The sequence below is a fragment of the Streptomyces sp. NPDC023723 genome, from assembly GCF_040639815.1.
In the GTDB taxonomy this organism is placed as follows: Bacteria; Actinomycetota; Actinomycetes; order Streptomycetales; family Streptomycetaceae; genus Streptomyces.
The window spans coordinates 134,703-154,594 of record NZ_JBFAAP010000015.1 but is presented as its reverse complement, the minus strand read 5'-3'; the positions used below and the strand labels follow the sequence as shown (position 1 = coordinate 154,594).

19 protein-coding genes are annotated in these 19,892 nt (G+C 74.7%); 11 read left to right on the top strand and 8 right to left on the bottom strand.

Going from position 1 to position 19,892, the window contains the following annotated elements:
• Positions 1–38: 38 nt before the first annotated feature.
• Positions 39–1,232, top strand: coding sequence for a winged helix DNA-binding domain-containing protein (locus tag AB0G32_RS18755; RefSeq protein ID WP_361163964.1), 1,194 nt, complete (start codon positions 39–41; stop codon positions 1,230–1,232).
• Positions 1,233–1,614: 382 nt separating this feature from the next.
• Here AB0G32_RS18755 and AB0G32_RS18750 read toward each other — a convergent pair whose 3' ends face one another.
• From AB0G32_RS18750 to AB0G32_RS18725, 6 genes are all read right to left on the bottom strand, one after another.
• Entirely contained in the window at positions 1,615–4,269 is a 2,655-nt protein-coding gene (locus tag AB0G32_RS18750) for an FtsX-like permease family protein (protein ID WP_361163963.1), read from the bottom strand.
• Entirely contained in the window at positions 4,266–5,042 is a 777-nt protein-coding gene (locus AB0G32_RS18745; RefSeq protein ID WP_361163961.1) for an ABC transporter ATP-binding protein, read from the bottom strand. Before AB0G32_RS18745 ends, AB0G32_RS18750 begins: the two co-directional genes overlap by 4 nt.
• A 22-nt stretch (positions 5,043–5,064) precedes the next feature.
• Complete coding sequence (locus tag AB0G32_RS18740; RefSeq protein WP_361163959.1) at positions 5,065–5,520, bottom strand: hypothetical protein; 456 nt, start codon at positions 5,518–5,520, stop codon at positions 5,065–5,067.
• 170 nt (positions 5,521–5,690) lie between these two features.
• The gene (locus AB0G32_RS18735; protein WP_361163957.1) at positions 5,691–6,368 is read right to left on the bottom strand and encodes a response regulator transcription factor; all 678 of its coding nucleotides are present in this window, start codon (positions 6,366–6,368) and stop codon (positions 5,691–5,693) included.
• Complete coding sequence (locus AB0G32_RS18730; protein ID WP_361163955.1) at positions 6,368–7,690, bottom strand: sensor histidine kinase; 1,323 nt, start codon at positions 7,688–7,690, stop codon at positions 6,368–6,370. Before AB0G32_RS18730 ends, AB0G32_RS18735 begins: the two co-directional genes overlap by 1 nt.
• A gap of 87 nt (positions 7,691–7,777) precedes the next feature.
• Positions 7,778–8,128 (bottom strand): hypothetical protein, encoded by a 351-nt coding sequence (locus tag AB0G32_RS18725; protein WP_361163953.1) that lies wholly within the window; start codon positions 8,126–8,128, stop codon positions 7,778–7,780.
• Positions 8,129–8,305: 177 nt separating this feature from the next.
• Between AB0G32_RS18725 and AB0G32_RS18720 the strand changes: the two genes are divergently transcribed.
• A complete protein-coding gene (locus tag AB0G32_RS18720; RefSeq protein WP_361163951.1) occupies positions 8,306–8,665 on the top strand; it encodes an arsenate reductase family protein in 360 nt (119 codons plus the stop codon).
• Here AB0G32_RS18720 and AB0G32_RS18715 read toward each other — a convergent pair.
• Complete coding sequence (locus tag AB0G32_RS18715) at positions 8,662–8,892, bottom strand: hypothetical protein (RefSeq protein WP_361163949.1); 231 nt, start codon at positions 8,890–8,892, stop codon at positions 8,662–8,664. The two genes, AB0G32_RS18720 and AB0G32_RS18715, sit on opposite strands and share 4 nt — an antisense overlap.
• A gap of 203 nt (positions 8,893–9,095) precedes the next feature.
• Between AB0G32_RS18715 and glnII the strand changes: the two genes are divergently transcribed.
• From glnII to AB0G32_RS18690, 5 genes are all read left to right on the top strand, one after another.
• Complete coding sequence (glnII, locus tag AB0G32_RS18710) at positions 9,096–10,127, top strand: glutamine synthetase (protein ID WP_361163947.1); 1,032 nt, start codon at positions 9,096–9,098, stop codon at positions 10,125–10,127.
• Positions 10,128–10,480: 353 nt separating this feature from the next.
• Entirely contained in the window at positions 10,481–11,071 is a 591-nt protein-coding gene (locus AB0G32_RS18705; RefSeq protein ID WP_361163945.1) for a winged helix-turn-helix domain-containing protein, read from the top strand.
• Between the two features lie 97 nt (positions 11,072–11,168).
• The gene (locus AB0G32_RS18700) at positions 11,169–12,434 is read left to right on the top strand and encodes a sensor domain-containing protein (RefSeq protein WP_361163943.1); all 1,266 of its coding nucleotides are present in this window, start codon (positions 11,169–11,171) and stop codon (positions 12,432–12,434) included.
• Entirely contained in the window at positions 12,419–13,072 is a 654-nt protein-coding gene (locus tag AB0G32_RS18695; protein ID WP_361163941.1) for a response regulator transcription factor, read from the top strand. The genes AB0G32_RS18700 and AB0G32_RS18695 overlap by 16 nt, the downstream gene beginning before the upstream one ends.
• 231 nt (positions 13,073–13,303) lie before the next feature.
• Complete coding sequence (locus AB0G32_RS18690; protein WP_361163939.1) at positions 13,304–14,827, top strand: DUF1996 domain-containing protein; 1,524 nt, start codon at positions 13,304–13,306, stop codon at positions 14,825–14,827.
• Positions 14,828–14,890: 63 nt separating this feature from the next.
• On the opposite strand, the gene AB0G32_RS18685 is transcribed toward AB0G32_RS18690, so the two are convergent.
• Positions 14,891–15,316, bottom strand: coding sequence for a hypothetical protein (locus AB0G32_RS18685; protein WP_361163937.1), 426 nt, complete (start codon positions 15,314–15,316; stop codon positions 14,891–14,893).
• A 124-nt stretch (positions 15,317–15,440) separates the two neighbouring features.
• Here AB0G32_RS18685 and AB0G32_RS18680 point away from each other — a divergent pair, with 124 nt between their 5' ends.
• The 4 genes from AB0G32_RS18680 to AB0G32_RS18665 all read left to right on the top strand — a co-directional run bounded on the left by AB0G32_RS18680 (position 15,441) and on the right by AB0G32_RS18665 (position 19,872).
• Positions 15,441–15,953 carry a tetratricopeptide repeat protein gene (locus tag AB0G32_RS18680; RefSeq protein ID WP_361163935.1) on the top strand — a complete coding sequence of 171 codons (513 nt, stop codon included), beginning with the start codon at positions 15,441–15,443 and terminating at the stop codon, positions 15,951–15,953.
• A gap of 84 nt (positions 15,954–16,037) precedes the next feature.
• Complete coding sequence (locus AB0G32_RS18675) at positions 16,038–17,966, top strand: hypothetical protein (protein ID WP_361163933.1); 1,929 nt, start codon at positions 16,038–16,040, stop codon at positions 17,964–17,966.
• Between the two features lie 88 nt (positions 17,967–18,054).
• A complete protein-coding gene (locus AB0G32_RS18670) occupies positions 18,055–19,098 on the top strand; it encodes a PDR/VanB family oxidoreductase (RefSeq protein WP_361163931.1) in 1,044 nt (347 codons plus the stop codon).
• Between the two features lie 57 nt (positions 19,099–19,155).
• The gene (locus AB0G32_RS18665; protein WP_361163929.1) at positions 19,156–19,872 is read left to right on the top strand and encodes a TetR/AcrR family transcriptional regulator; all 717 of its coding nucleotides are present in this window, start codon (positions 19,156–19,158) and stop codon (positions 19,870–19,872) included.
• Positions 19,873–19,892: the final 20 nt, after the last annotated feature.

The window sequence follows — 19,892 nt, the reverse complement described above, 5'->3', positions numbered from 1 at the left end:
GGATGGCTGGGACGGGAGCCGACCGGAGGGAGCCGGGCATGGGCGGGGGACGGTACATCGGGGTGGCCGAACGGCGGGCCCGGCTGGGGCTGCGGCACCGGCTCACGGCCGCGGCGCGGGCGCCCGGCCCGGTGGAGGTCGCGGACTCGCTGGTGGCGCTGCACGGCACGGACCCGGCGACGGTGCACCTGGCCGTGGGCGCGCGGCTCGCGGACCCGTCCCGCACGGTGCGGCTGACCGAGCGGGCGCTGTACGAGGACCGCGCGCTGGTGCGGATGCACGGCATGCGGCACACCGTGTTCGTCTTTCCGGCGGACCTCACCGCGGTGGTGCACGCCTCCACCGGGCTGACCGTCGCCGCCCGGGAGCGGGCCGCGCTGCTGAAGCACATGGCGGCGGCCGGGGCGCCGGACGCGGTCTGGCTGAAGGAGGTCGAGGACGCGACGCTGGCCGCGCTGGCCCGGCGCGGCCAGGCGACGGCGGCCGAACTGGCCGCGGACGAGCCCCGGTTGAAGGAGCGGTTCGTATACGCGGCCGGGAAGCGCTACGAGGGCGTGCACACCGTCTCCACCCGGCTGCTGAAGGTGCTCGGCGTGGAGGGCAAGGTGGTGCGGGGGCGGCCGCTGGGGTCGTGGACGTCGAGCCAGTTCCGCTGGGCCGTCGCCCCCGCCCACCCCGAGCTGGAACCGGCCGCGGCACAGGCCGGGTTGCTGCGCCGCTGGCTCGCCGCGTGCGGTCCGGCCACCGAGGCGGACCTGAAGTGGTGGACCGGGTGGCGGGTGACGGAGGTACGGCGGGCGCTCGCCGCGATCGGCGCGGAGGAGGTGGCGCTGGACGAGGGGACCGGTCGCGGCACGGGGTACGTGGCCGAGGGCGACGCCGGTCCGGTGGCCGAGCCCGGTCAGCCCTGGGCCGCGCTGCTGCCCGGCCTGGACCCGACGGCGATGGGCTGGCAGCAGCGGGACTGGTATCTCGCGCCCGAACTGCGCCCGGCGCTGTTCGACGGCAGCGGCAACGTGGGGCCGACGGTGTGGTGGAACGGCCGGGTGATCGGCGGCTGGGCCCAGCGCCCCGACGGCGAGATCGTCTGGCGCGTGCTCGACGGCTCGGGGGTGGGGCGCGAGGCGGAGGCGGCGATCGCGGCGGCGGCGGAGCGACTGCGCGGCTGGGTGGGCGCGACGCGGGTGACGCCAAGATTCCGGACGCCGTTGGAGAAGGAGTTGGCGGGGTGACCTTGCCGGTGACGGCCGCGGGTTTCCTGCGTCGCCGGCGGGGGCCCGCCCCTGCGGGGCCCGCGTCGCCTGGTCGGTCCGGTCCGGGGCCGGGGGGATGACGTCGCCGGTGGCTGTCGACGGTGGCCGTCGCGGGTGACCCGCGGCGGCCAAGGTGTCCGGAATTGGCGGGGCGGCCTTGCCGGTTACCGCCGCCGACGGCCCGTCCCGCCCGCCCCGCCTGCTCCGGCCCGCCTGCTCCGGCCCGAGCCGGCGGGGTCGCCTCGCCCGGCCGCCCGGCCCAGCCCGCCCGGCCCAGCCCGCCCGGCCCAGCCCGCCCGGCTCGGGCACTCCGTCCCGTGCCGGTGGGCCGGCCCCGACCCCGGCGGCAGCCGCCCGGTGGCTACTCGGTTCGGGCGACGGCGACCGTCGGTGAGGTGCGGGCGGCGCGCAGCGCGGGGACCGTGCCCGCGGCGGCGGTGATCAGGACGAGGGCGGTGAGGAGCGCCGTGAGTTCCCCCGCGGGGACGGTGAACGGGGCGCTGGTCTGGGCGATGCGGACCACCAGCCACGAGTACGGCAGGCCGAGGGCCAGACCGAGGACGCCGCCCAGTACGCCGTACAGCGCGCATTCCACCGTGACCATGCGGTGCACGGCCGCGCCGCTCAGCCCCAGGGCCCGCAGCAGCCCGAACTCCCGGGTCCGCTCGACCACGGTGAGGCTCGCCGTGGTCGCCACCCCGGCGACCGCCACCAGGACGGTCAGCCCCAGGACCATGATCACGGCGGTGGCCGTCGTCCGCAGGTCGTCGGAGGCTCCGGCCGCTGCCGCGGTGTCCTCGGCGATGACGCGGCCGGCGCCGCGCACCGGGCCGGTCAGCGTCTCGGTGAGGGCCCGCTGAGCGCGTATCCGCCCCCGCGCGCCGTCCTGAGCGGCGTTCGCGGTGATCGCGGTGGGCGCCGCCGCCGCGCCCATCCGGGTCAGCTCCGCGGCGGGCACGAAGAAGTTGCCGCCGTAGGGGCCGGCGCCGGGCAGCGTCGCCGCCACGGTGAGCCGGACCGGGCGGCCCCGGAAGGCCAGCGTCACCCGGTCGCCCGCCCGGACGCCGAGGCGGTCGGCGTGGTCGGCGTCCACCACGACCTGGCCGGGTCCCAGGTGGTCGAGGGAGCCGGTGCGGGCGGTCAGGCCCACACCCGAGCGGACGGCGGCGAGGTCCAGGTCGGTGACGGTCGCGGTGCGGGCAGCCGTCACCACCTCCGCCGTGCGGAACGCGGTCACGTCGGCCAGTTCGGGGCGGGCGGCCAGATCGGCGGCCAGCGTCCGGTCCAGCGCGTCGGTGTCCCGTCCGTACAGGCGGAAGTCGGCGGGCGACTCCACCGCCTGGCGGTACCGCTCGTAGGCGTTCAGGGAGGCCAGGCAGGTCAGGGTGGAGCCGACCAGGCAGACACCGAGGGCGACGACGACCGAGACCGAGGCGGCCCGGCCCGGCGCTCCCCCGACGCCCGCGACCGCGAGCCGGCCGGCCGCACCGGTGCGGCGCAGCGGCACGGCGACCGCCGACAGCACCGGCCTCACCAGCCGGGGGCCGAGGGCGATCAGAGCGAGGAAGGCCAGCCCGCCCGAGAGCACCACCACGGCCAGCGCCGCGAACCGGTCGTACTCCGTCTCGCCCGGCTGCGGCAGCCCGCCGTACTGCTGCCAGGCCAGCAGCGCGGCGACCGCCGCGCACACCAGGCCCAGCAGGGTCCGGCCGAGGCCGCTCGCCGCGCCCTCCCCGGACGCCGAGCCGCGCAGGGCCTCCAGCGGGGAGACCCGGGAGGCGGTCAGGGACGGGGCCAGGACCGCGAGGACGGCCAGGAGTCCGGTGCCGGCGACGGTGAGCAGCGCCGGTGCCGGCGGAAGTTGGGCGGGGGCGGACAGGTCGTGCCCGAACCATCCGGCGACCGGCGGGACGAGCCGCCCGCAGCCCCAGGCCGCCGGTACACCGGTCGCGCCGGCCAGCAGGCCGACCACCGCCCCTTCGGCGACGAGCGCGGCGGCGAGCCGGCGCGGGGTCGCCCCGATGGCGCGCAGCAGCGCGAGTTGGCGTACCCGGCGGGCGAAGACGATACGGAAGGTGGAGGTCGCGACGAGGACCGCCGCGCCCACGGCTACGGCGAGGAAGACGGTGACCAGTTGCAGGACGTCCTTGGCCTCCGCCACCGCCTCGCTCGCCTCCTGGTCCCGCACCTCGTCCCCGGACCGCACCCGCGCGCCGGGCACCGCCTGCCGGATCAGCTCCGCCAGTTCCGCCAGTTCCGCCGGTTCCGCCGTCTGCCCCCGCCCGGTGCGGAGGTCGACGCGGGAGTAGCCCGATGCGTCGAGCAGCGCGCCGAGCTGCGGGCCGGGGGCGTACCCGGTGGGCTCGGCGTCGTCCGTCGCGGTGCTGCGGACGATGCCGCTGACCTCGACGGTCACTCGTCGGGTGCCGTCGCCGTCGGCCGTGGGCTGAAGCAGGGTGAGCGGTGACCCTGGAGTGAGCCCGTAGGCCCGCGCGGCCTCGGTGTTGACGGCGAGCCGGTCGGGTCCGGCGGGGTACGTGCCTTCGAGCAGCCGGACTTCCGCCAGGGCGCCGGTGCCGGGGTCGGCGGACAGCGCGAGGTAGCGTTCGACGGCGCTGCCGTCCAGCGGGCTGCCGCCGTCGATCCGGCCGACCGCCTCGGTGACGCCGGGCGTCTCGCGGATCTCGCGCAGCCCGGCCTCGTCGATGTCCGGCCCGCCGTCGCCGGGCGTGACCACCAGGGACACCGCTTCGGGGGTGCCGCGGAACTTCTCGACGACGGTCGCGGTGATGATCTGCTGGGCCATGACGGCGCCGAAGACGACGAACGCCGCGATCAGCAGCGACAGCCCGGTCGCCGCGAACCGGCCGGGCCGCCGCAGGAGTTCGGCCACCTGGGAGCCGAGGACGGTCGCACGCCACGGGGTGTTGCGGGCGGTGTTCCGGGGGGTGCTGCGGGAGGTGTTCCGGGGGGTGTTCTGAGAGGCGTTGCGGGAGGTGTTCCTGGGGGTGCTCATCGCCGCCTGCCCGGGGCGCCGGGAGCGAGTACGGCGGGTCCCGCGGACGGGGTGAGGTGCTCGTCGCCGACGACGCGGCCGTCCGCGAGGGTCAGCACCCGGTCCGCGTACCGGGCCGCCTCCGGGTCGTGGGTGACCATCACGACGGTCTGGCCCAGGTCGTCGACGGACCGGCGCAGCATGCCGAGTACTTCGGCACCGGAGCGGGAGTCGAGGTTGCCGGTGGGTTCGTCGGCGAAGACCACGGCCGGCCGGGCCACCAGTGCCCGGGCCACGGCGACCCGCTGCTGCTGGCCCCCGGACAGCTCGGCCGGGCGGTGCGCCAACCGGTGGGCGATGCCGAGGACTTCGCAGAGGTGGTCCACCAGTTCGCGGTCCGGGCGCCCGCCGGACAGGGAGACCGGCAGCACGATGTTCTCGTAGGCGGTCAGCTGCGGCAGCAGGTTGAACGACTGGAAGACGAACCCGATCCGCTTGCGGCGCACCCGGGTCAGCCGCCGGTCGGACAGCCCGGTGAGTTCGGTGCCGTCCAGGACGACGCTGCCGGAGGTGACGGTGTCCAGTCCGGCGGCGCAGTGCATCAAGGTCGACTTGCCCGACCCGGAGGGGCCGACGACGGCGGTGAACCGGGCGCGCCGGACACCGACGGTCACCCCGTCCAGGGCCCGTACGTCGGCGGTGCCCTGGCGGTAGGTCTTCACCAGGGCGGTGGCCGTGATGACGTCGTCGTCCGGCGCGTGGCCGCGGGCGGCGGTGGCGGCGTGGAGAGCCATGAGAGCGGTTCCCGCGATCCGGTCAGGAGCCGAGCGACGGCATGGTCAGGGTGACGCCGGCGGCCTCGCAGTGCCCCTGCGCCTGCTTCTGGAGGTCCTTCAACGCCTTCGCGGACGGCGCTTCGGAGGACTTCTTGGCGGTCTCGAGCGCCCACCCCTCGAAGTTGGAGATCTTGGCTCCGAGGTAGCCGTCCTTCATGTTCGCGCGGCGCTCGTCGCCGGTCTTCTCCCACCACTTCTGCGCGTCCGAGGCGGAACCGGTGGAGATCTTCTCGGCCTCGGTGATGATGCGCTGCGCCAACTTGCAGTCCGCGGCGGACGCCTGGCTGAGTTCATCGCGGTCCTGCCACCAGTACCCCGCTCCGGCGACCAGCGCCGCGGCGATCACGGCCGTGGCCGCGCCGATGACGAGACGGTTCCGCTTGCGGTTGTTCTTCGTGGGGGCGGGGGCGGTGGGGGTGGCGGGCGTGGTGTTCATCGGGTCCTCCAGTGGTTTCTCGGCCGCGTTCGGCGACAGTGAGAAGTCTGGAGTTCGGCGGCCCGCCGGACATCGGCCACGGATCTGAGACCGGAGGCGGCGGATCTGGCCCGCCGGACGGGGCGGTTCCTGCACCCCCGGGTGCAGAACCCGGGGGCGTTTCTGCCCCCTCAGGGGGAGGGCCGGACCAGCCCGGACTCATAGGCGAAGGCGACGGCCTGGGCCCGGTCCCGCAGGTGCAGTTTGGCCATGAGGTTGCCCAGGTGCGTCTTCACCGTGGCCTCCGCCACGTACAGCTCCGCCGCGATCTCGGCGTTGGACCGTCCCCGGGCGACCAGGGTGAGTACGTCCCGTTCCCGCGCGGTCAGCGCGTCCAGCCGTTCGGCCTGTCCGTTGGCCGGTGCCAGCCGGTCCGAGACCCGGTCGAGGAGCAGCCGGGTGATCCGCGGCGCCACCACCGACTCCCCCGCGGCCAGCACCCGGATGGCGTTGACGACCTCCTCGGCGGGCGCGTTCTTCAGCAGGAAGCCGCCGGCGCCGGCCCGCAGCGCGGCGAACGCGTCCTCGTCGTTGTCGAAGGTGGTCAGCACCAGCACCCCGGGCGGATCGGCCAGCCTCATCAGCCGCTCGGTGGCCTGGATGCCGTCCATGACGGGCATCCGGACGTCCATGATGACGACGTCCGCCTCGACCTCGCGCAGCAGGTCGAGGGCGTCCGCGCCGTTCTCCGCCTCACCCACCACCTCGATGTCGTCCTGTCCCGCCAGCACCATGGCGAACCCGGCCCGGATCAGCGGCTGGTCGTCCACCACGGCCACCCGGATCGGTCTGCCCGTCTGTGTCGTCATCACTTCGCCCCTGCCTGTTCCTGTTCCTGGTTCGCCCTGGTCGGAATCGAGGCACGGACCTGCCATCCGCTGCCCAGCCGGGGGCCGGCCTCGAAGCTGCCGCCGGCCAGTTCCACCCGCTCCCGCATCCCCACCAGACCGTTGCCTCCCGAGTGCCCGCCGACGCCGTGGCCGGCCAGGGTGCCCGCTCCGTCGTCGACCACGCCGATCAGCAGGGTGCCCCGCTCCTCGCTGAGCCGGATGTCGACGCCGGCCCCGGCCCCGGCGTGCCGGAGCACATTGGTGAGGCACTCCTGGACGATGCGGAAGGCCGTCATCTCCTCCGCCGGTGCCAGCCGGCCCTCGCCGACCCGCACCGACACGTCCACGGTCAGCCCGGCGGCCCGGGCGCGTTCGGCGACGACCTCGATCTCGTCGAGGGTGATCAGGCGCCGCGGCGGACCGCCGCCGTCGGAGTCAGGTTCGGAGTCGGAGTCCGGGTTGCCCTCGCGCAGTACCCGGACGATGCGGTGCATGTCGTCGATCGCGTCCCGGCCGGTGGCGGCGATGGTCTTCAGCGCGGACTGGGCCAGGTCCGGCGACTTGCGCAGCACCGACCCGGCGCCGTCCGCCTGGAGGATCATCACGGCCAGGCTGTGCGCCACCACGTCGTGCAGTTCCCGGGCGATCTCGGCCCGCTCCCGGGTCGCGGCCAGCCGGACGCGCTGCTCCTGTTCCCGCTCGGCGTGCCAGGCGCGGGCCGCCTGGCTCTCGGCGTAGAGCCGCCGGGTGTGCAGGGCGAAGGCGGTCAGCCAGACCGTCAGCGTGAGCCCCCACAGGATCAGGAGGGCGTCGAGATCGATGAACGGCTCGAACCCGAGGGCCGGCATCCCCACCGTCCCGGCAGCCGGGACCAGCAGCACCACGCCGCCCGCGAGATACGGCATCCAGGTGGTCCGGGAATGGTGGACGACCGACATCATGGCGAACAGCGCGGCGACGTCGTACGTGGCGGGCGCCGACGCCAGCGGCAGCTCGGGCAGGTCGTACAGGAGGAACTGGCCGACGCTCAGCGCCAGGACGGCCGTCAGCACCGTGCCGGGGAACCGCCTGCGGGCCAGCAGGCACAGCGCCATCAGCGTGCCCAGGACCAGGTCGTACTCGGCGCCGTAGTACTTCCCCGCCACCAGGACCACCAGCGCCATGCCGAGGTCGCAGGCCAGGGCGACGACCCGGCCGGGGCGGCCGGACAGCGTCAGCCAGGCCGACGGGGCCGGACCGGGCCCCGGCGGCGCAAGTGCCGTCGAAGCGGCGGGAGTTCGCGGTATGAGCGGTGCCTTCACGGGCCCATCCTGCCGCAGCGCGGGCGGCGGGCGGCACACCGGCACCGGGACCCCCGTGCGTCGGGAGTGCCGGTGCCGGTGCCGGGCTCAGCGGTGGTAGCGCATGAACGCGCGCACCATGTGGCAGGTGGTGTCCGACGGCGGATGGACGCCGATCAGCTGCGCCGCCGTACGGATCCTGTCGTTGCGGGCCTGGTTCGGCAGATACACGCCGGAGTCGAGCAGGGCGATGGCGAGCCGCATCGCCTTGAGCCGGCGGTTGTGCGTGATGTACCACTCGCGGGGGCGGCCCGCGGGCAGCGGGCTCTTCTCGACGGGGTCGTACGGCAGATCGAGCTGGACGGGTCGCCTGGCGGTCGACTGGGTGGGCAACGGCTTGCGGACCGGCTTCGACTTCGACTTCGACTTCGGCTTCACTGCGGCAGCGGGCACGGGCATCCTCCTGTCGCGATCAGGGTCGCGCACGGGGGCTTCGGCACCCCCGGCAACACCCTCGAACACTGCTTCTATTCTACTGCCCGGCACTGACAAAACCCCCTGGCCAGCAGGGCTTCAGGGGGTGCAGGGACAGGTGGGGAAGACGGGTTCGCGGGGCCCTCCGGATACCGTGGCGGGATGGAGATCTGGATCAACCCGGCCTGTTCGAAGTGCCGCAGCGCGATCGGTCTGCTCGACGCGCAGGGGGCCGAGTACACCGTCCGCCGGTACCTGGAGGACGTACCGAGCGCGGCCGAGATCCGCGACGTCCTGGCCCGCCTCGGTCTCGAACCCTGGGACATCACCCGCACCCAGGAGGCGGCCGCGAAGGAACTCGGGCTGGCCCAGTGGCCCCGCGACGCCGCGTCCCGGGACCGCTGGATCGCGGCGCTGGCCGCGCACCCCGGGCTGATCCAGCGGCCGATCATCACCGCGGACGACGGCACGGCGGTCGTCGCCCGCACCGACGAGGCGGTCCGGGAGGCGATCTCCCGCTAGCCGGGCCGGACACGACGGGCGGCGCCCCGCGGCACCGCGCCCGGCGGCGGCACCGCGCCCTCGGTTCCTCGGGGCGGGAAGCCGGCGAGGCGGCCGGCCACCAGACGCCGTACCCGGCCGGGTACGGCACACAGGGCGTAGTGCGGCGCGGTCGAGGGCTTTCCGACCGCCGTACGGGCCGCGGCGGCCGGGCCCCGGCGCGCCCGGCGGGGTCGCGTTCGAGGCATGCCCGGCGGCGTCGTGCCCGAGGGGCGTGTCCTCACACCGTGAATCCCGCCACACCACGCCCAGGTAACACGGGGTTCACAAACGGGCAATGGCCGGGAAATCGCCCGTTGACAGGCTGCCGGGCATCACCCGCGGCGCTCCGGTGCAGTAGCGCCGCAGCACCCGCAAGTGCGCCCAGACCCACCCCGAAGGATGTGTCCCCGTGACCTTCAAGGCCGAGTACATCTGGATCGACGGCACCGCGCCGACGGCCAAGCTCCGTTCCAAGACGAAGATCATCACGGGCGCGCCCGGCGGCCTCGAGGCGCTGCCGATCTGGGGCTTCGACGGGTCCTCCACCAACCAGGCCGAGGGCCACTCCTCGGACTGCGTGCTCAAGCCGGTCTTCACCTGCCCGGACCCGATCCGCGGCGGCGACGACGTGCTGGTGCTGTGCGAGGTCCTGGACACGGACATGACCCCGCACGCGACCAACACCCGCGCCGCGCTGGCCGAGGTCGCCGAGCGGTACGCCGCGCAGGAGCCGATCTTCGGCATCGAGCAGGAGTACACCTTCTTCAAGGACGGCTACCCGCTCGGCTTCCCCAAGGGCGGCTTCCCGGCCCCCCAGGGCGGCTACTACTGCGGTGTCGGCGCCGACGAGATCTTCGGCCGCGACGTCGTCGAGGCCCACCTGGACAACTGCCTGAAGGCGGGCCTGGCCATCTCCGGCATCAACGCCGAGGTGATGCCCGGCCAGTGGGAGTTCCAGGTCGGCCCGGTCTCCCCGCTGGAGGTCTCCGACCACCTGTGGGTGGCCCGCTGGCTGCTCTACCGCACCGCCGAGGACTTCGACGTGGCCGCCACCCTCGACCCCAAGCCGGTCAAGGGCGACTGGAACGGCGCGGGCGCGCACACCAACTTCTCCACCAAGGCGATGCGCGAGGGCTACGACGCGATCGTGACCGCCGCCGAGTCGCTCGGCGAGGGCTCCAAGCCGCTGGACCACGTCAAGAACTACGGCGCCGGCATCGACGACCGCCTCACCGGCCTGCACGAGACCGCCCCGTGGAACGAGTACAGCTACGGCGTCTCCGACCGCGGTGCCTCGGTCCGCATCCCGTGGCAGGTCGAGAAGGACGGCAAGGGCTACATCGAGGACCGCCGTCCCAACGCCAACGTCGACCCGTACGTGGTGACCCGGCTGCTCGTCGACACCTGCTGCGCGGCGCTGGAGAAGGCCGGCCAGGTCTGACCGGTCCCGTGCACTACCTCTCACAGGGGCGTCCACCGTCGCGGTGGGCGCCCCTTCGGTGGTTCAATGGAGACATGGCCAGCCTCCAGAAGCACCACGCGCCGGGTCGCCATGACCTAGAGCCCTTCTGGCCTTCCCGTCAGCACCACGACTTCGACCGGGTGTGTTGTCGCGCGTCCCTCGCGCGGGCCCTGTGAAGCCGTAACCCGGCCTTCCGAGCCGTACTTCCGGCCTCCGAGCCGTAGTTCCGGCCTTCGGCCAGCGCGCACGACGTACGTCCGCGACGCGCGCCACCACCAACTCGCGCCCGTCGCCCTTTCCGACGAACCCTCGCGCGAAAGAGCTGACCTCTCATGGCGACCACCTCATCCTCCCTCGCTTCCGTCCCGAACGGCTCCCGGTACCGGCTGCGGGCCGTCGACCGGGACGAGACGATCGACGTCGCGGACCTGCTGCCGCCCGGCGCCACCTGGCTGCCCGCCCCGCCGCACACCCTGCCCGCCCTGCCGGGCCGGCCGCCGATGGTCGGGTACCTGGTGCTGGTCCCGGCCGACCGGCAGCCGCGGTTCCCGGCGCCGGGCCACCCGGGCCACGCCCCCCACCCCGACCCCGACCCCGCCCCGGACCCGGACCCGGAGACCACCGCGGACGGCACCCTGGTCCGCGTCGACCCCGCGCGCCGCACCGCCAGCGTGGCCGGCCGCCGGCTCGACCTGACGTACCTGGAGTTCGAACTGCTCGCCCACCTCGTCGCCCACCCGCACCGGGTGCACACCCGGGACCAGCTGGTGTCCACGGTGTGGGGGTACGGCCACGTCGGCGACGGCCGCACCGTCGACGTGCACGTCGCCCGGCTGCGCCGCAAGCTCGGCGCCGAACACCGCGGCGCCATCCAGACGGTCCGCCGGGTCGGCTACAAGTACACGCCACCGACCGCGCGTTGACCCGCGGCGGGCCCGGTCCGGGGGTGTACCTGACACCACCCCCGGCCGGGGGTCCGGCCCAGTGACCGGGCGCCGCCGGCTGGGCCAGACTGCCGGTATGACCACAGCGGCGCGGTACGGCAGGCAGCGGAGCAAGGCATACGGAGCCGGGCGGGCCGCGGCGCGGGGACTGGCACTGGCGCTGATCGCGCTCCCCGGGTCGCTGCTGTGCTTCGTACTGACCGCGGTGTCCCTCGCGCTGATCCCGGTCGGCGTCGGCCTGGTCACCACACCCCACGTCCTGGCCGGGGTGCGGACGTACGCGAACCGGCGCCGGGTGCTGGCCGCCGAGTGGGGCGGGGTGCGGATACCGCCCGCCTACCGGCCGCTGCCGCCCGGCGCCAACCCGTGGACCCGCACCGTCGCGCCGCTGCGCGACCCGGCGACCTGGCGGGACCTGCGCTGGCTGCCGGTGGACATGACGGCGGGCTTCGTCACCGCGCTGCTGCCGGCCGCGCTGGTCCTCTACCCGCTGGAGGGGCTCGCGCTCGCGGCCGGGCTGTGGCGGGTCTTCCCCGACGGGTACTGGTACGGGTTCGTGCCGGTGGACGGACCGGCGTCCGCGCTCGGCGCCGGGGCGCTCGCCCTCGTCCTGCTGCTGCTCGGCCACTTCCGCGCCGCGCGCCTGCTGGGCGCCCACTTCCTGCTGACCCGGGCGGTGCTCGGCTCCGACCAGGAGGCGCTGGCCGAACGGGTCCGGGTACTGACCGAGACCCGGCGCGACGCGGTCGACACCTCCGCCGCCGAACTGCGCCGCATCGAACGGGACCTGCACGACGGGGCGCAGGCCCGGCTGGTCGCGATGGGCATGGACCTGGGCACCGTCGAGGCGCTGCTCGACACCGACCCCGAGCAGGCCCGCGAGCTGCTGGCCCGGGCCCGCCGGTCCTCCGCCGACGCCCTCGGCGAACTGCGCGACCTGGTGCGCGGCATCCATCCGCCGGTGCTCGCCGAACGCGGCCTGGGCGACGCGGTGCGGGCCCTGGCGCTGCGGCTGCCGGTCGCCACCGAGGTCACCGTGGAGCTGCCGGGGCGGGCCGAGGCGCCGGTGGAGTCGGCCGCGTACTTCGCGGTGAGCGAGCTGCTCACCAACGCCGTGAAGCACTCCGGCGCCGACCGGATCTGGGTCGACCTGCACCGCGCGGACGGCTTCCTGCGGATGACGGTCACCGACAACGGCAAGGGCGGCGCGGCGCTCGGCGCGGGGTCCGGGCTGCGCGGGGTGGAGCGGCGGCTCGCCGCCTTCGACGGTGTGCTGGCCGTCAGCTCCCCGGTGGGCGGCCCCACCCTGGTCACCCTGGAGCTGCCGTGCGCGTTGTCCTAGCCGAAGACCTGTTCCTGCTGCGCGACGGCCTGGTCCGGCTCCTTCAGGCGCACGGGTTCGAGATCGCGGCGGCGGTCGAGAGCGGCCCCGAGCTGACCCGGGCGCTGGCCGAACTCGACCCGGACGTCGCCGTGGTCGACGTACGCCTGCCGCCCACGCACACCGACGAGGGGCTGCAGTGCGCGCTGGCCGCCCGCCGCGCCCGGCCCGGGCTGCCGGTACTGGTCCTCTCGCAGCACGTGGAACAGCTCTACGCCCGGGAACTGCTGGCGGACGGGACCGGCGGGGTCGGCTATCTGCTGAAGGACCGGGTGTTCGACGCGGCGCAGTTCACCGATGCCGTACGGCGGGTGGCGGCCGGGGGTACGGCGATGGACCCGCAGGTCATCCAGCAGTTGCTCAGCCGCCGGGCGGCCGGCGCGGGGCCGCTGTCCCGGCTGACGCCCCGGGAGCGGGAGGTGCTGGAGCTGATGGCGCAGGGCCGGACCAACGCGGCGATCGCCGGCCGGCTCGTGGTCACCGAGCGGGCGGTCGCCAAGCACACCGCCAACATCTTCGCCAAGCTCGGCCTGGAGGTCTCCGACGACGACAACCGGCGGGTCCTGGCGGTACTGGCCTTCCTCGACCGGGACCGGTGACCGGGACCGGGACCAGAACCGGTGACCGGGACCAGAACCCGAACCGGTGACCGGGGCCTGAACCGGTGACCAGAACCCGAACCGGTGACCGGGACCTGAACCGGTGACCGGGGATGCAAACCTCAATTCCCGGGACGGCTGAACACCCGTGGGACGCCTTGCGTATGGAAGGGCGCCGCTTCACTCCTGTCGGGCGCCTCGATGCCCCGCAAGGAAGCCAAGAGGAGTCTCATGGGACGCAATACAAGAAAACGCCGTATGCCGCTGGCCACCAAGGTCATGGCCGGGACAGCGGCCCTGGCACTCGGCGGGGGCGGGCTGGTCTGGGCCAACTTCTACGCCTCGGCGCACGAGAAGAACAGCGGTCACAACCGGACGCGGGCCGCGGCCGCCCAGGTGGCCACGATCAAGTGCCCGGACGTCGGGCAGAGACTGCGCAACGTGCCGAGGGGGGCGCGGGCCGGGGTCGACAAGGAACTGGCCCGGCTCGACCAGCAGATCACCGAGGCGTACGCCCGCCTCGCCGCCACCCGGCAGGCCCAGGAGGGCGACTCGGGATACGTGCAGAACGCGATCCTCAGCCCGCTGAAGTCCAAGCGGACCGCGGCCCTGGACCGGATCGGCAGCAACATCCGCCGGGCCGGCGGCAAGGCCCCGCGCGGCCTGGACCGGTTCTCCGGCTGCAAGGGCATGAACGCCGACCAGCCGGACGACAACGGCGGCGGCCAGGGCGGCGGCGGCCAGACCCAGGACCCGGAGGAGACCGAGGCGCCGGAGGAGACCCAGGATCCCGGCGAGGGCCAGGACCCCGGTGACAACGGCAACGGCGCGGCCGGCCCGGTCGCCGCCGACTTCGTCGACATCACCACCGTGCAGCCGAACGGCATCCAGGGCCCGAACGGCCTGGCCGCCAACGGGGACACCGGTTCCACCGGCAGCTTCACCACCGTCTGCGGGGTCAACGAGAACGACCTGCACAACAGCGACAACCTGATCGTCGCGCCGGGCGTGGACAACGGCGCCCACCACACCCACGACTACGTCGGCAACCAGGGCAACGACGCCTTCGCCGGCGACGACGACCTGGCCGCCGCCGACACCTCGTGCCAGAACCAGGGCGACCGGTCGACCTACTACTGGCCGGTGCTGCGGCTCCAGGACGGCACCGCGGAGTTCGACGCCGGTGATCTCGGCGGTGGCGCCGAGGGGAACGTGGGCAAGATCCTCAAGGCCCAGCAGGCCGAGATCAAGTTCGTCGGCAACAAGCAGGGCGACGTCGTGGCGATGCCGAAGTTCCTGCGCGTCATCACCGGCGACGCCAAGGCGTTCACCAACGGTCTGGCCAACGCCAACACGGCGTGGAGCTGCACCGGCTTCGAGGACCGCCAGCTGACCGACAAGTACCCGCTGTGCCCGGACGACAGCCAGGTGGTGCGCACGGCCAACTTCCAGAGCTGCTGGGACGGCCAGAACATCGACAGCGCCAACCACCGCGACCACGTCGCCTTCGTCCAGGCCGACGGCAGCTGCCCGAGCGGCTTCCAGGCCATTCCGCAGCTCCAGGTCCGCCTGGTGTACGACGTGCCCACCCCGACCGTGGAGAACGGCCAGGTGCGCGCCCCGTACGCGGTGGACGGCTTCCCGGAGCAGCTGCACAAGCCGATCACCGACCACAACGACTTCATCAACGTCATGGACGAGGACCTGATGAACGAGGTCGTGCGGTGCGTCAACAGCGGCGAGGACTGCGAGTAGCAGCTCCTTCGCCCCCTTCCCGGGCCGGTGGCGGGTTCCCCCCGTCACCGGCCCGCCCGGCGTTCAGCTCCCGTGCCCCGCGTGCCCGGCGTGCCCGCTGTGGTCGGCGCCCTGCTCCAGGGTGCCGCCGAGGGCGGCGCGCAGGCCGGCCACCACGTCCTGGTGGCCGACCGCCACCCACTTGCGGCCGACGAGGTAGTAACCGCCGTAGTCCTTGGCCGTGTTGATCCACTCCCGCTGGCCGCGGTCGGTGGCGAAGGTGGCGAGGACGTACCGCTCCGCGCCCTGCTCGCAGATGGCCTGCCGGATCTCGTCGGCGTCGGTCTGGAGGTCGGGTTCGCAGCTCGCCTCGGCGGCCAGGTGCTCAAGGCTCCCCGTCGCCGTCGGTGGCACGGCCGCCGCGCCGTCCGTGCCTTCGCCGCAGCCGGCCAGCGCCAGCAGCGCCACCGCTCCGGCGCACGCGAGCGCCGGTCGTCGGGTCAGCCTCATGTGTTCCTCCGGTCCCTTCCGGCGACATGCCGCACGGAGCCCCCGGCCGGGGCTCTCGCCATCGGTACGGCTGCGCGGCCCGAAGTACTCAGGGACCCGGCCGGCTTCGTGCGAGAGTGGGGCGATGAACGCCGACTGGGACGACCGTGCCACCGCCGCCTGGGCCGCCTTCGACGCCGATCCCGGCCAGGACCCGGCGGCCTTCCGCGCGGTGATCGAGGCGCTCGTCCGCGAACTGCCCGCGGACAGCCCGCTGGTCCCCTTCGAGCGGGCCTGCGCCTGGGACTCGACCGGCCACTCCGACCGGGCGGTACCGCTGTACCGGGAGGCACTGGCCGGCGGCCTGAGCGAGCTGAGCCCCTACCGGGGCCGCCGGGCGAAGATCCAGCTGTCCAGCTCGCTGCGGAACACCGGCCGGGCGGCGGAGGCCGTGGAGCTGCTGACGCCCGAACTCGACGCCCAATCCGACGAGTTGGACGACGCGGTACGGGCCACACTGGCCCTGTGCCTGTCCGCGCTGGGCCGCGACCGCGAGGGCCTGGCGCTGGTACTGGGCGCCCTCGCCCCCCATCTGCCGCGCTACCGCCGCTCGATGGCGAACTACGCGCGACAGCTCACCGCGCCCGCGAACCCGTAGTCCCCCGCCCCCGCCCCTGCCCCCTCCGACCACGGTCCCTCCGGCCCCCGGTGACCAACCGCCGGATCGCTCGTTGCGCTGGGTGTGCAGTCACAGGATCTCGCCCCGCGCCCCGCACCGCCCGCCGACGACCCGGTCGTCGACGTCGAACAGGCCGAGGCCGCGCTCGTCGAGCACTATCCCCGGCTGGTCCGGCTCGCCTACCTGGTGCTGCCGCCCGACCTGGGCCGCACCCGGCGGGTCCTGACCGCGCACGCCCTGGTCCAGCGGGCGCTGCCGCGCGGCCGCACCGCGGCCCCGGCGATCCCGGCGCAGGCCGCCGGCCGGGCCGGCGACCCGGGGTACGCCCTGGTCCGGCTGCGGGTGGTGACCACGGCGCTGGCGGCGGGCCTGCCGCTGCGCCGCCGGGCCTGGCCCAACCGGTCCCAGCTGCCGCCGCTGCTCCCCGGGGTCTGGGGCCTGCGGGTCTTCCCGCGCCCCGGCGGCGCCGACGAACTCGCCCTGGACCGCGCCCTGTCCGCGCTCACCGGCCCGGGGCGGGCCGCGTACGCCCTGCGCGGCCTGGAGGGGCTGGCCGACCCCGAGGTACGGCAGGTGCTCACCGCCGCCGGTGTCCCCGACGTACCGGCCGCGCTCACCGAGGCCGACTCCGTCCCGGCCGGTCCGGAGCGGCACGCGCTGCTCTCCTCCACCGAGTTCGACCCCTGTTCCCTCCAGGCCCGGCCGACCGATCTGATGCGGCGCCGGCAGCGGCTGCGGGTCGCGCTGGCCGCCGGTGCGGTGCTGGCGGTAGGCGGGGCGCTGCTCGCCCTGCCCGGTGACGGCTGGGGCCCGGACGGCGCCGCCGCCCCGCCGTACGCGCAGAACGAGTCGGCGCGGGCCGCCCTCGACCCCGCCCGGCTGACCAAGGTCTCCGCCACCGCCTGGCGGACGTCCGCCCGCACCGACTTCTCGGTGTGGCCGGCGCGCGGCGACCGCACCGGCGACCGTGCCCTGCTGCGCCGCGCCCTGGCCGTCTGGGCCCGCCCCGGCGCGAAGGTACGCGTCTCCGCCACGCCGGGCACCCCCACCGGCGGCCCGGCCGGCCCGCCCCAGCTCCTCTACGCCGGCACCGTGGACGCCGCCCGGGTGGTGATCCTGCACGACGGTCTGCGCGTCGTCCGCTACGCCGAGCCGAAGGACGGCACCGCCGGGGCCGCCCTCGACCTGGCGCGCACCGACGGGGCCGGGCGGGACGCGGCGACCGCGGTGGTCCTGGGCCGGGCGGACGGCAACGTGCGCTATCTGACCGCGCCCTGGGTGACGAAGGCCGCCGAGCGGGACCTGACCGAGCCGGACTCCGGCGCGCGCGGCCTGGCCCTGACCGACGGCGTGACCGCACCGCTGGCCAGCCCGGTCCAGCGGCCCGGCGACTGCGGCTCCTGGACCGCCCTGGAGCTGACCGACGACTCCACCACCCGGCTGCTCAGCGACCTCGGCGAACTGGTCCCGGCCCGGCTCACCACCGGCCGGCCCGGCGCGGCGCGGGACGTGTCCGGCGCGAAGGCGCGCGAGGCCTGGTCGCCGTACGCCTGTTCGCTGGGGACGGTGCGCGGGCAGGGGGTGCGGGCGGTGAACGCCTGGGAGTTCGCCGAGCAGCCGCTGCCGCACGCGACCGGAACGGCGAGCTGGGTGTGCACCCGGGCGGAGACCTGGCGGGGCACGGGGGCGCGGGTGCTGGCCCAGTTCCACACGCCGGGCGGCCGGTACGGGACGGTGGTGGCGAAGGCCCAGGACGTCCCGGCGTGCGGCGAGCGCGCGCCGCAGGTGCTGGCCGGGGTGCTGTGGAAGTCGGCGAAGCACGGCTGGTACCTGCTGAGCGCCGGCAGCGACGACCTGACCTCGGTCCGGGCGGCCGGCGGCATCGACGCCGAGGCCGACGGCCACGTACTGGAGACCGAGGCCGGGCAGGGGGCGCATGCCGAGCTGACGGGCACGCTGGCGGACGGCCGGACGGTGAAGGGGCTGCGGTAGCCCCGGCCACCGCGTCTTGCTGACAGCGACGTCAACAAGTCTTGCTCCAGGGGTTCCCGGTCCCCCTACCCGTCAGTACATTGACGCGATGTCCAACAAGCGGATGACGATGACGGTCGTGGCCGCCGCGGCCGGTGCCGGTGCCGCGCTGCTGCTGCGGCGCCGGGTACGCAGATCACCCACTGCCCCGCGGGCCCCGGAGCCCGCACCGGTGCCCGGTGAGCTGTCCCTGCTGGTCACGGCGCACGAGCGGATCGCCGACGGGGTGGCGCTGCTGCGCCTGGAGGGGCCCGGCCTGCCCCGCTGGACCCCCGGGGCCCACCTCGACCTGGTGCTGCCGTCCGGGCTGGTACGGCAGTACTCGCTGTGCGGCGACCCGGCGGACACCTCCTGCTACACGGTCGCCACCCGGCTGGTGGCGGACGGGCGCGGCGGCTCGCGCGAGGTGCACGAGCAGGTGCGGGTGGGCACCGAACTGCGGGTGCGCGGGCCCCGGAACCGCTTCCCGCTGGTCGAGGCGGCCTCGTACGGGTTCGTGGCGGGCGGGATCGGCATCACACCGCTGCTGCCGATGGTGCGGTCGCTGCCCGAGGGCACCCGGTGGCGGCTGCTGTACGGCGGCCGGTCGCGGGCCTCGATGCCGTTCCTGGCGGAACTGGCCGAGCTGGACCCGGACGGCGACCGGATCACCGTGGTCGCCGAGGACGAGGACGGACTGCCCGACCTCGACGGGTTCCTCACCGGCCGGCCGGCGGACACCGAGGTCTACTGCTGCGGCCCCGAGCCGATGATGGCGGCCGTCGCCGAGCGGATGCCGGCCGGCCGGGCACCGCACCTGGAACGGTTCGCGCCACGCGGCGCGGCGGGCGGCGGGGAGTTCGAGGTGGAGCTGCGCCGCACCGGCCAGGTCCTGACGGTGCGCCCCGGCACCTCCATCCTGACCGCCGTGCGCGCGGAGCTGCCGCGCACCCCCTACTCCTGCGAGCAGGGCTGGTGCGGGACCTGCCAACAGCGGGTGCTGGCGGGCGAGATCGACCACCGGGACGAGCTGCTGACGGACGCGGAGCGCGGTGACTCGATGCTGATCTGTGTCTCGCGCGCGCGAGGTGAGCGTCTCGTACTGGACATGTGAACACCGCTGTCCGGTCCGGCCCGTTTCTCGGCCGGATCCGATCGGTAAGGTGTTCGTATGACTACCGGGGTACGCCGCAGGATGGGCGTCGAGGAGCGGCGGCAGCAGTTGATCGGGGTCGCCCTCGAACTCTTCAGCCGCCGCTCGCCCGACGAGGTCTCGATCGACGAGATAGCGTCGGCCGCGGGCATCTCGCGCCCGCTCGTCTACCACTACTTCCCCGGCAAACTCAGCCTGTACGAGGCCGCGTTGCGACGCGCCGCCGACGACCTGGCGGGCCGGTTCGTGGAACCGCCCGAGGGCCCGCTGGGCGCCCGGCTGCTGCGGGTGATGGGCCGCTTCTTCGACTTCGTGGCGGAACACGGTCCGGGCTTCTCGGCCCTGATGCGCGGCGGCCCGGCCGCCCCCGCGGGCGAAGCCTGCGCCATCACCACGGCGTCCACCACCAACGCCCTGATCGACTCGGTCCGGCAGGCCGCGTACGAGCAGATCATCGCCCATCTGCGCGTCCCCGAGCCGCCCGCCCGGCTGGAACTGGTGGTCCGGTCCTGGATCTCGCTGGCCGAGTCGACGGCGCTGCTGTGGCTGGACGGGCGGCGGGTGCCGCGGGCCGAACTGGAGGTGCAGCTCGTCCACGACTTCGGCGCCCTGCTGGCGGTGAGCGCCGCCCACGACGAGGCGACGGCCGCGCTGCTGCGCCGCGTCCTGGCGAGCGAGCCGGCCGACGGCCCGTTCGCGGAACTCGTCGGCCGGCTGGCCGGGCTGATCGCCTAGGGCCGGTCGCCGCACCAGGC

What these genes read in the sequence shown, in the direction of transcription:
- AB0G32_RS18755 (WP_361163964.1), top strand. Translation starts at nt 39, where the DNA reads ATGGGCGGGGGACGGTACATCGGGGTGGCCGAACGGCGGGCCCGGCTG.
- AB0G32_RS18750 (WP_361163963.1), bottom strand. Translation starts at nt 4,269, where the DNA reads ATGAGCACCCCCAGGAACACCTCCCGCAACGCCTCTCAGAACACCCCC.
- AB0G32_RS18745 (WP_361163961.1), bottom strand. Translation starts at nt 5,042, where the DNA reads ATGGCTCTCCACGCCGCCACCGCCGCCCGCGGCCACGCGCCGGACGAC.
- AB0G32_RS18740 (WP_361163959.1), bottom strand. Translation starts at nt 5,520, where the DNA reads ATGAACACCACGCCCGCCACCCCCACCGCCCCCGCCCCCACGAAGAAC.
- AB0G32_RS18735 (WP_361163957.1), bottom strand. Translation starts at nt 6,368, where the DNA reads ATGACGACACAGACGGGCAGACCGATCCGGGTGGCCGTGGTGGACGAC.
- AB0G32_RS18725 (WP_361163953.1), bottom strand. Translation starts at nt 8,128, where the DNA reads ATGCCCGTGCCCGCTGCCGCAGTGAAGCCGAAGTCGAAGTCGAAGTCG.
- AB0G32_RS18720 (WP_361163951.1), top strand. Translation starts at nt 8,306, where the DNA reads ATGGAGATCTGGATCAACCCGGCCTGTTCGAAGTGCCGCAGCGCGATC.
- AB0G32_RS18715 (WP_361163949.1), bottom strand. Translation starts at nt 8,892, where the DNA reads ATGCCTCGAACGCGACCCCGCCGGGCGCGCCGGGGCCCGGCCGCCGCG.
- AB0G32_RS18705 (WP_361163945.1), top strand. Translation starts at nt 10,481, where the DNA reads ATGGCGACCACCTCATCCTCCCTCGCTTCCGTCCCGAACGGCTCCCGG.
- AB0G32_RS18700 (WP_361163943.1), top strand. Translation starts at nt 11,169, where the DNA reads ATGACCACAGCGGCGCGGTACGGCAGGCAGCGGAGCAAGGCATACGGA.
- AB0G32_RS18690 (WP_361163939.1), top strand. Translation starts at nt 13,304, where the DNA reads ATGGGACGCAATACAAGAAAACGCCGTATGCCGCTGGCCACCAAGGTC.
- AB0G32_RS18685 (WP_361163937.1), bottom strand. Translation starts at nt 15,316, where the DNA reads ATGAGGCTGACCCGACGACCGGCGCTCGCGTGCGCCGGAGCGGTGGCG.
- AB0G32_RS18680 (WP_361163935.1), top strand. Translation starts at nt 15,441, where the DNA reads ATGAACGCCGACTGGGACGACCGTGCCACCGCCGCCTGGGCCGCCTTC.
- AB0G32_RS18670 (WP_361163931.1), top strand. Translation starts at nt 18,055, where the DNA reads ATGTCCAACAAGCGGATGACGATGACGGTCGTGGCCGCCGCGGCCGGT.
- AB0G32_RS18665 (WP_361163929.1), top strand. Translation starts at nt 19,156, where the DNA reads ATGACTACCGGGGTACGCCGCAGGATGGGCGTCGAGGAGCGGCGGCAG.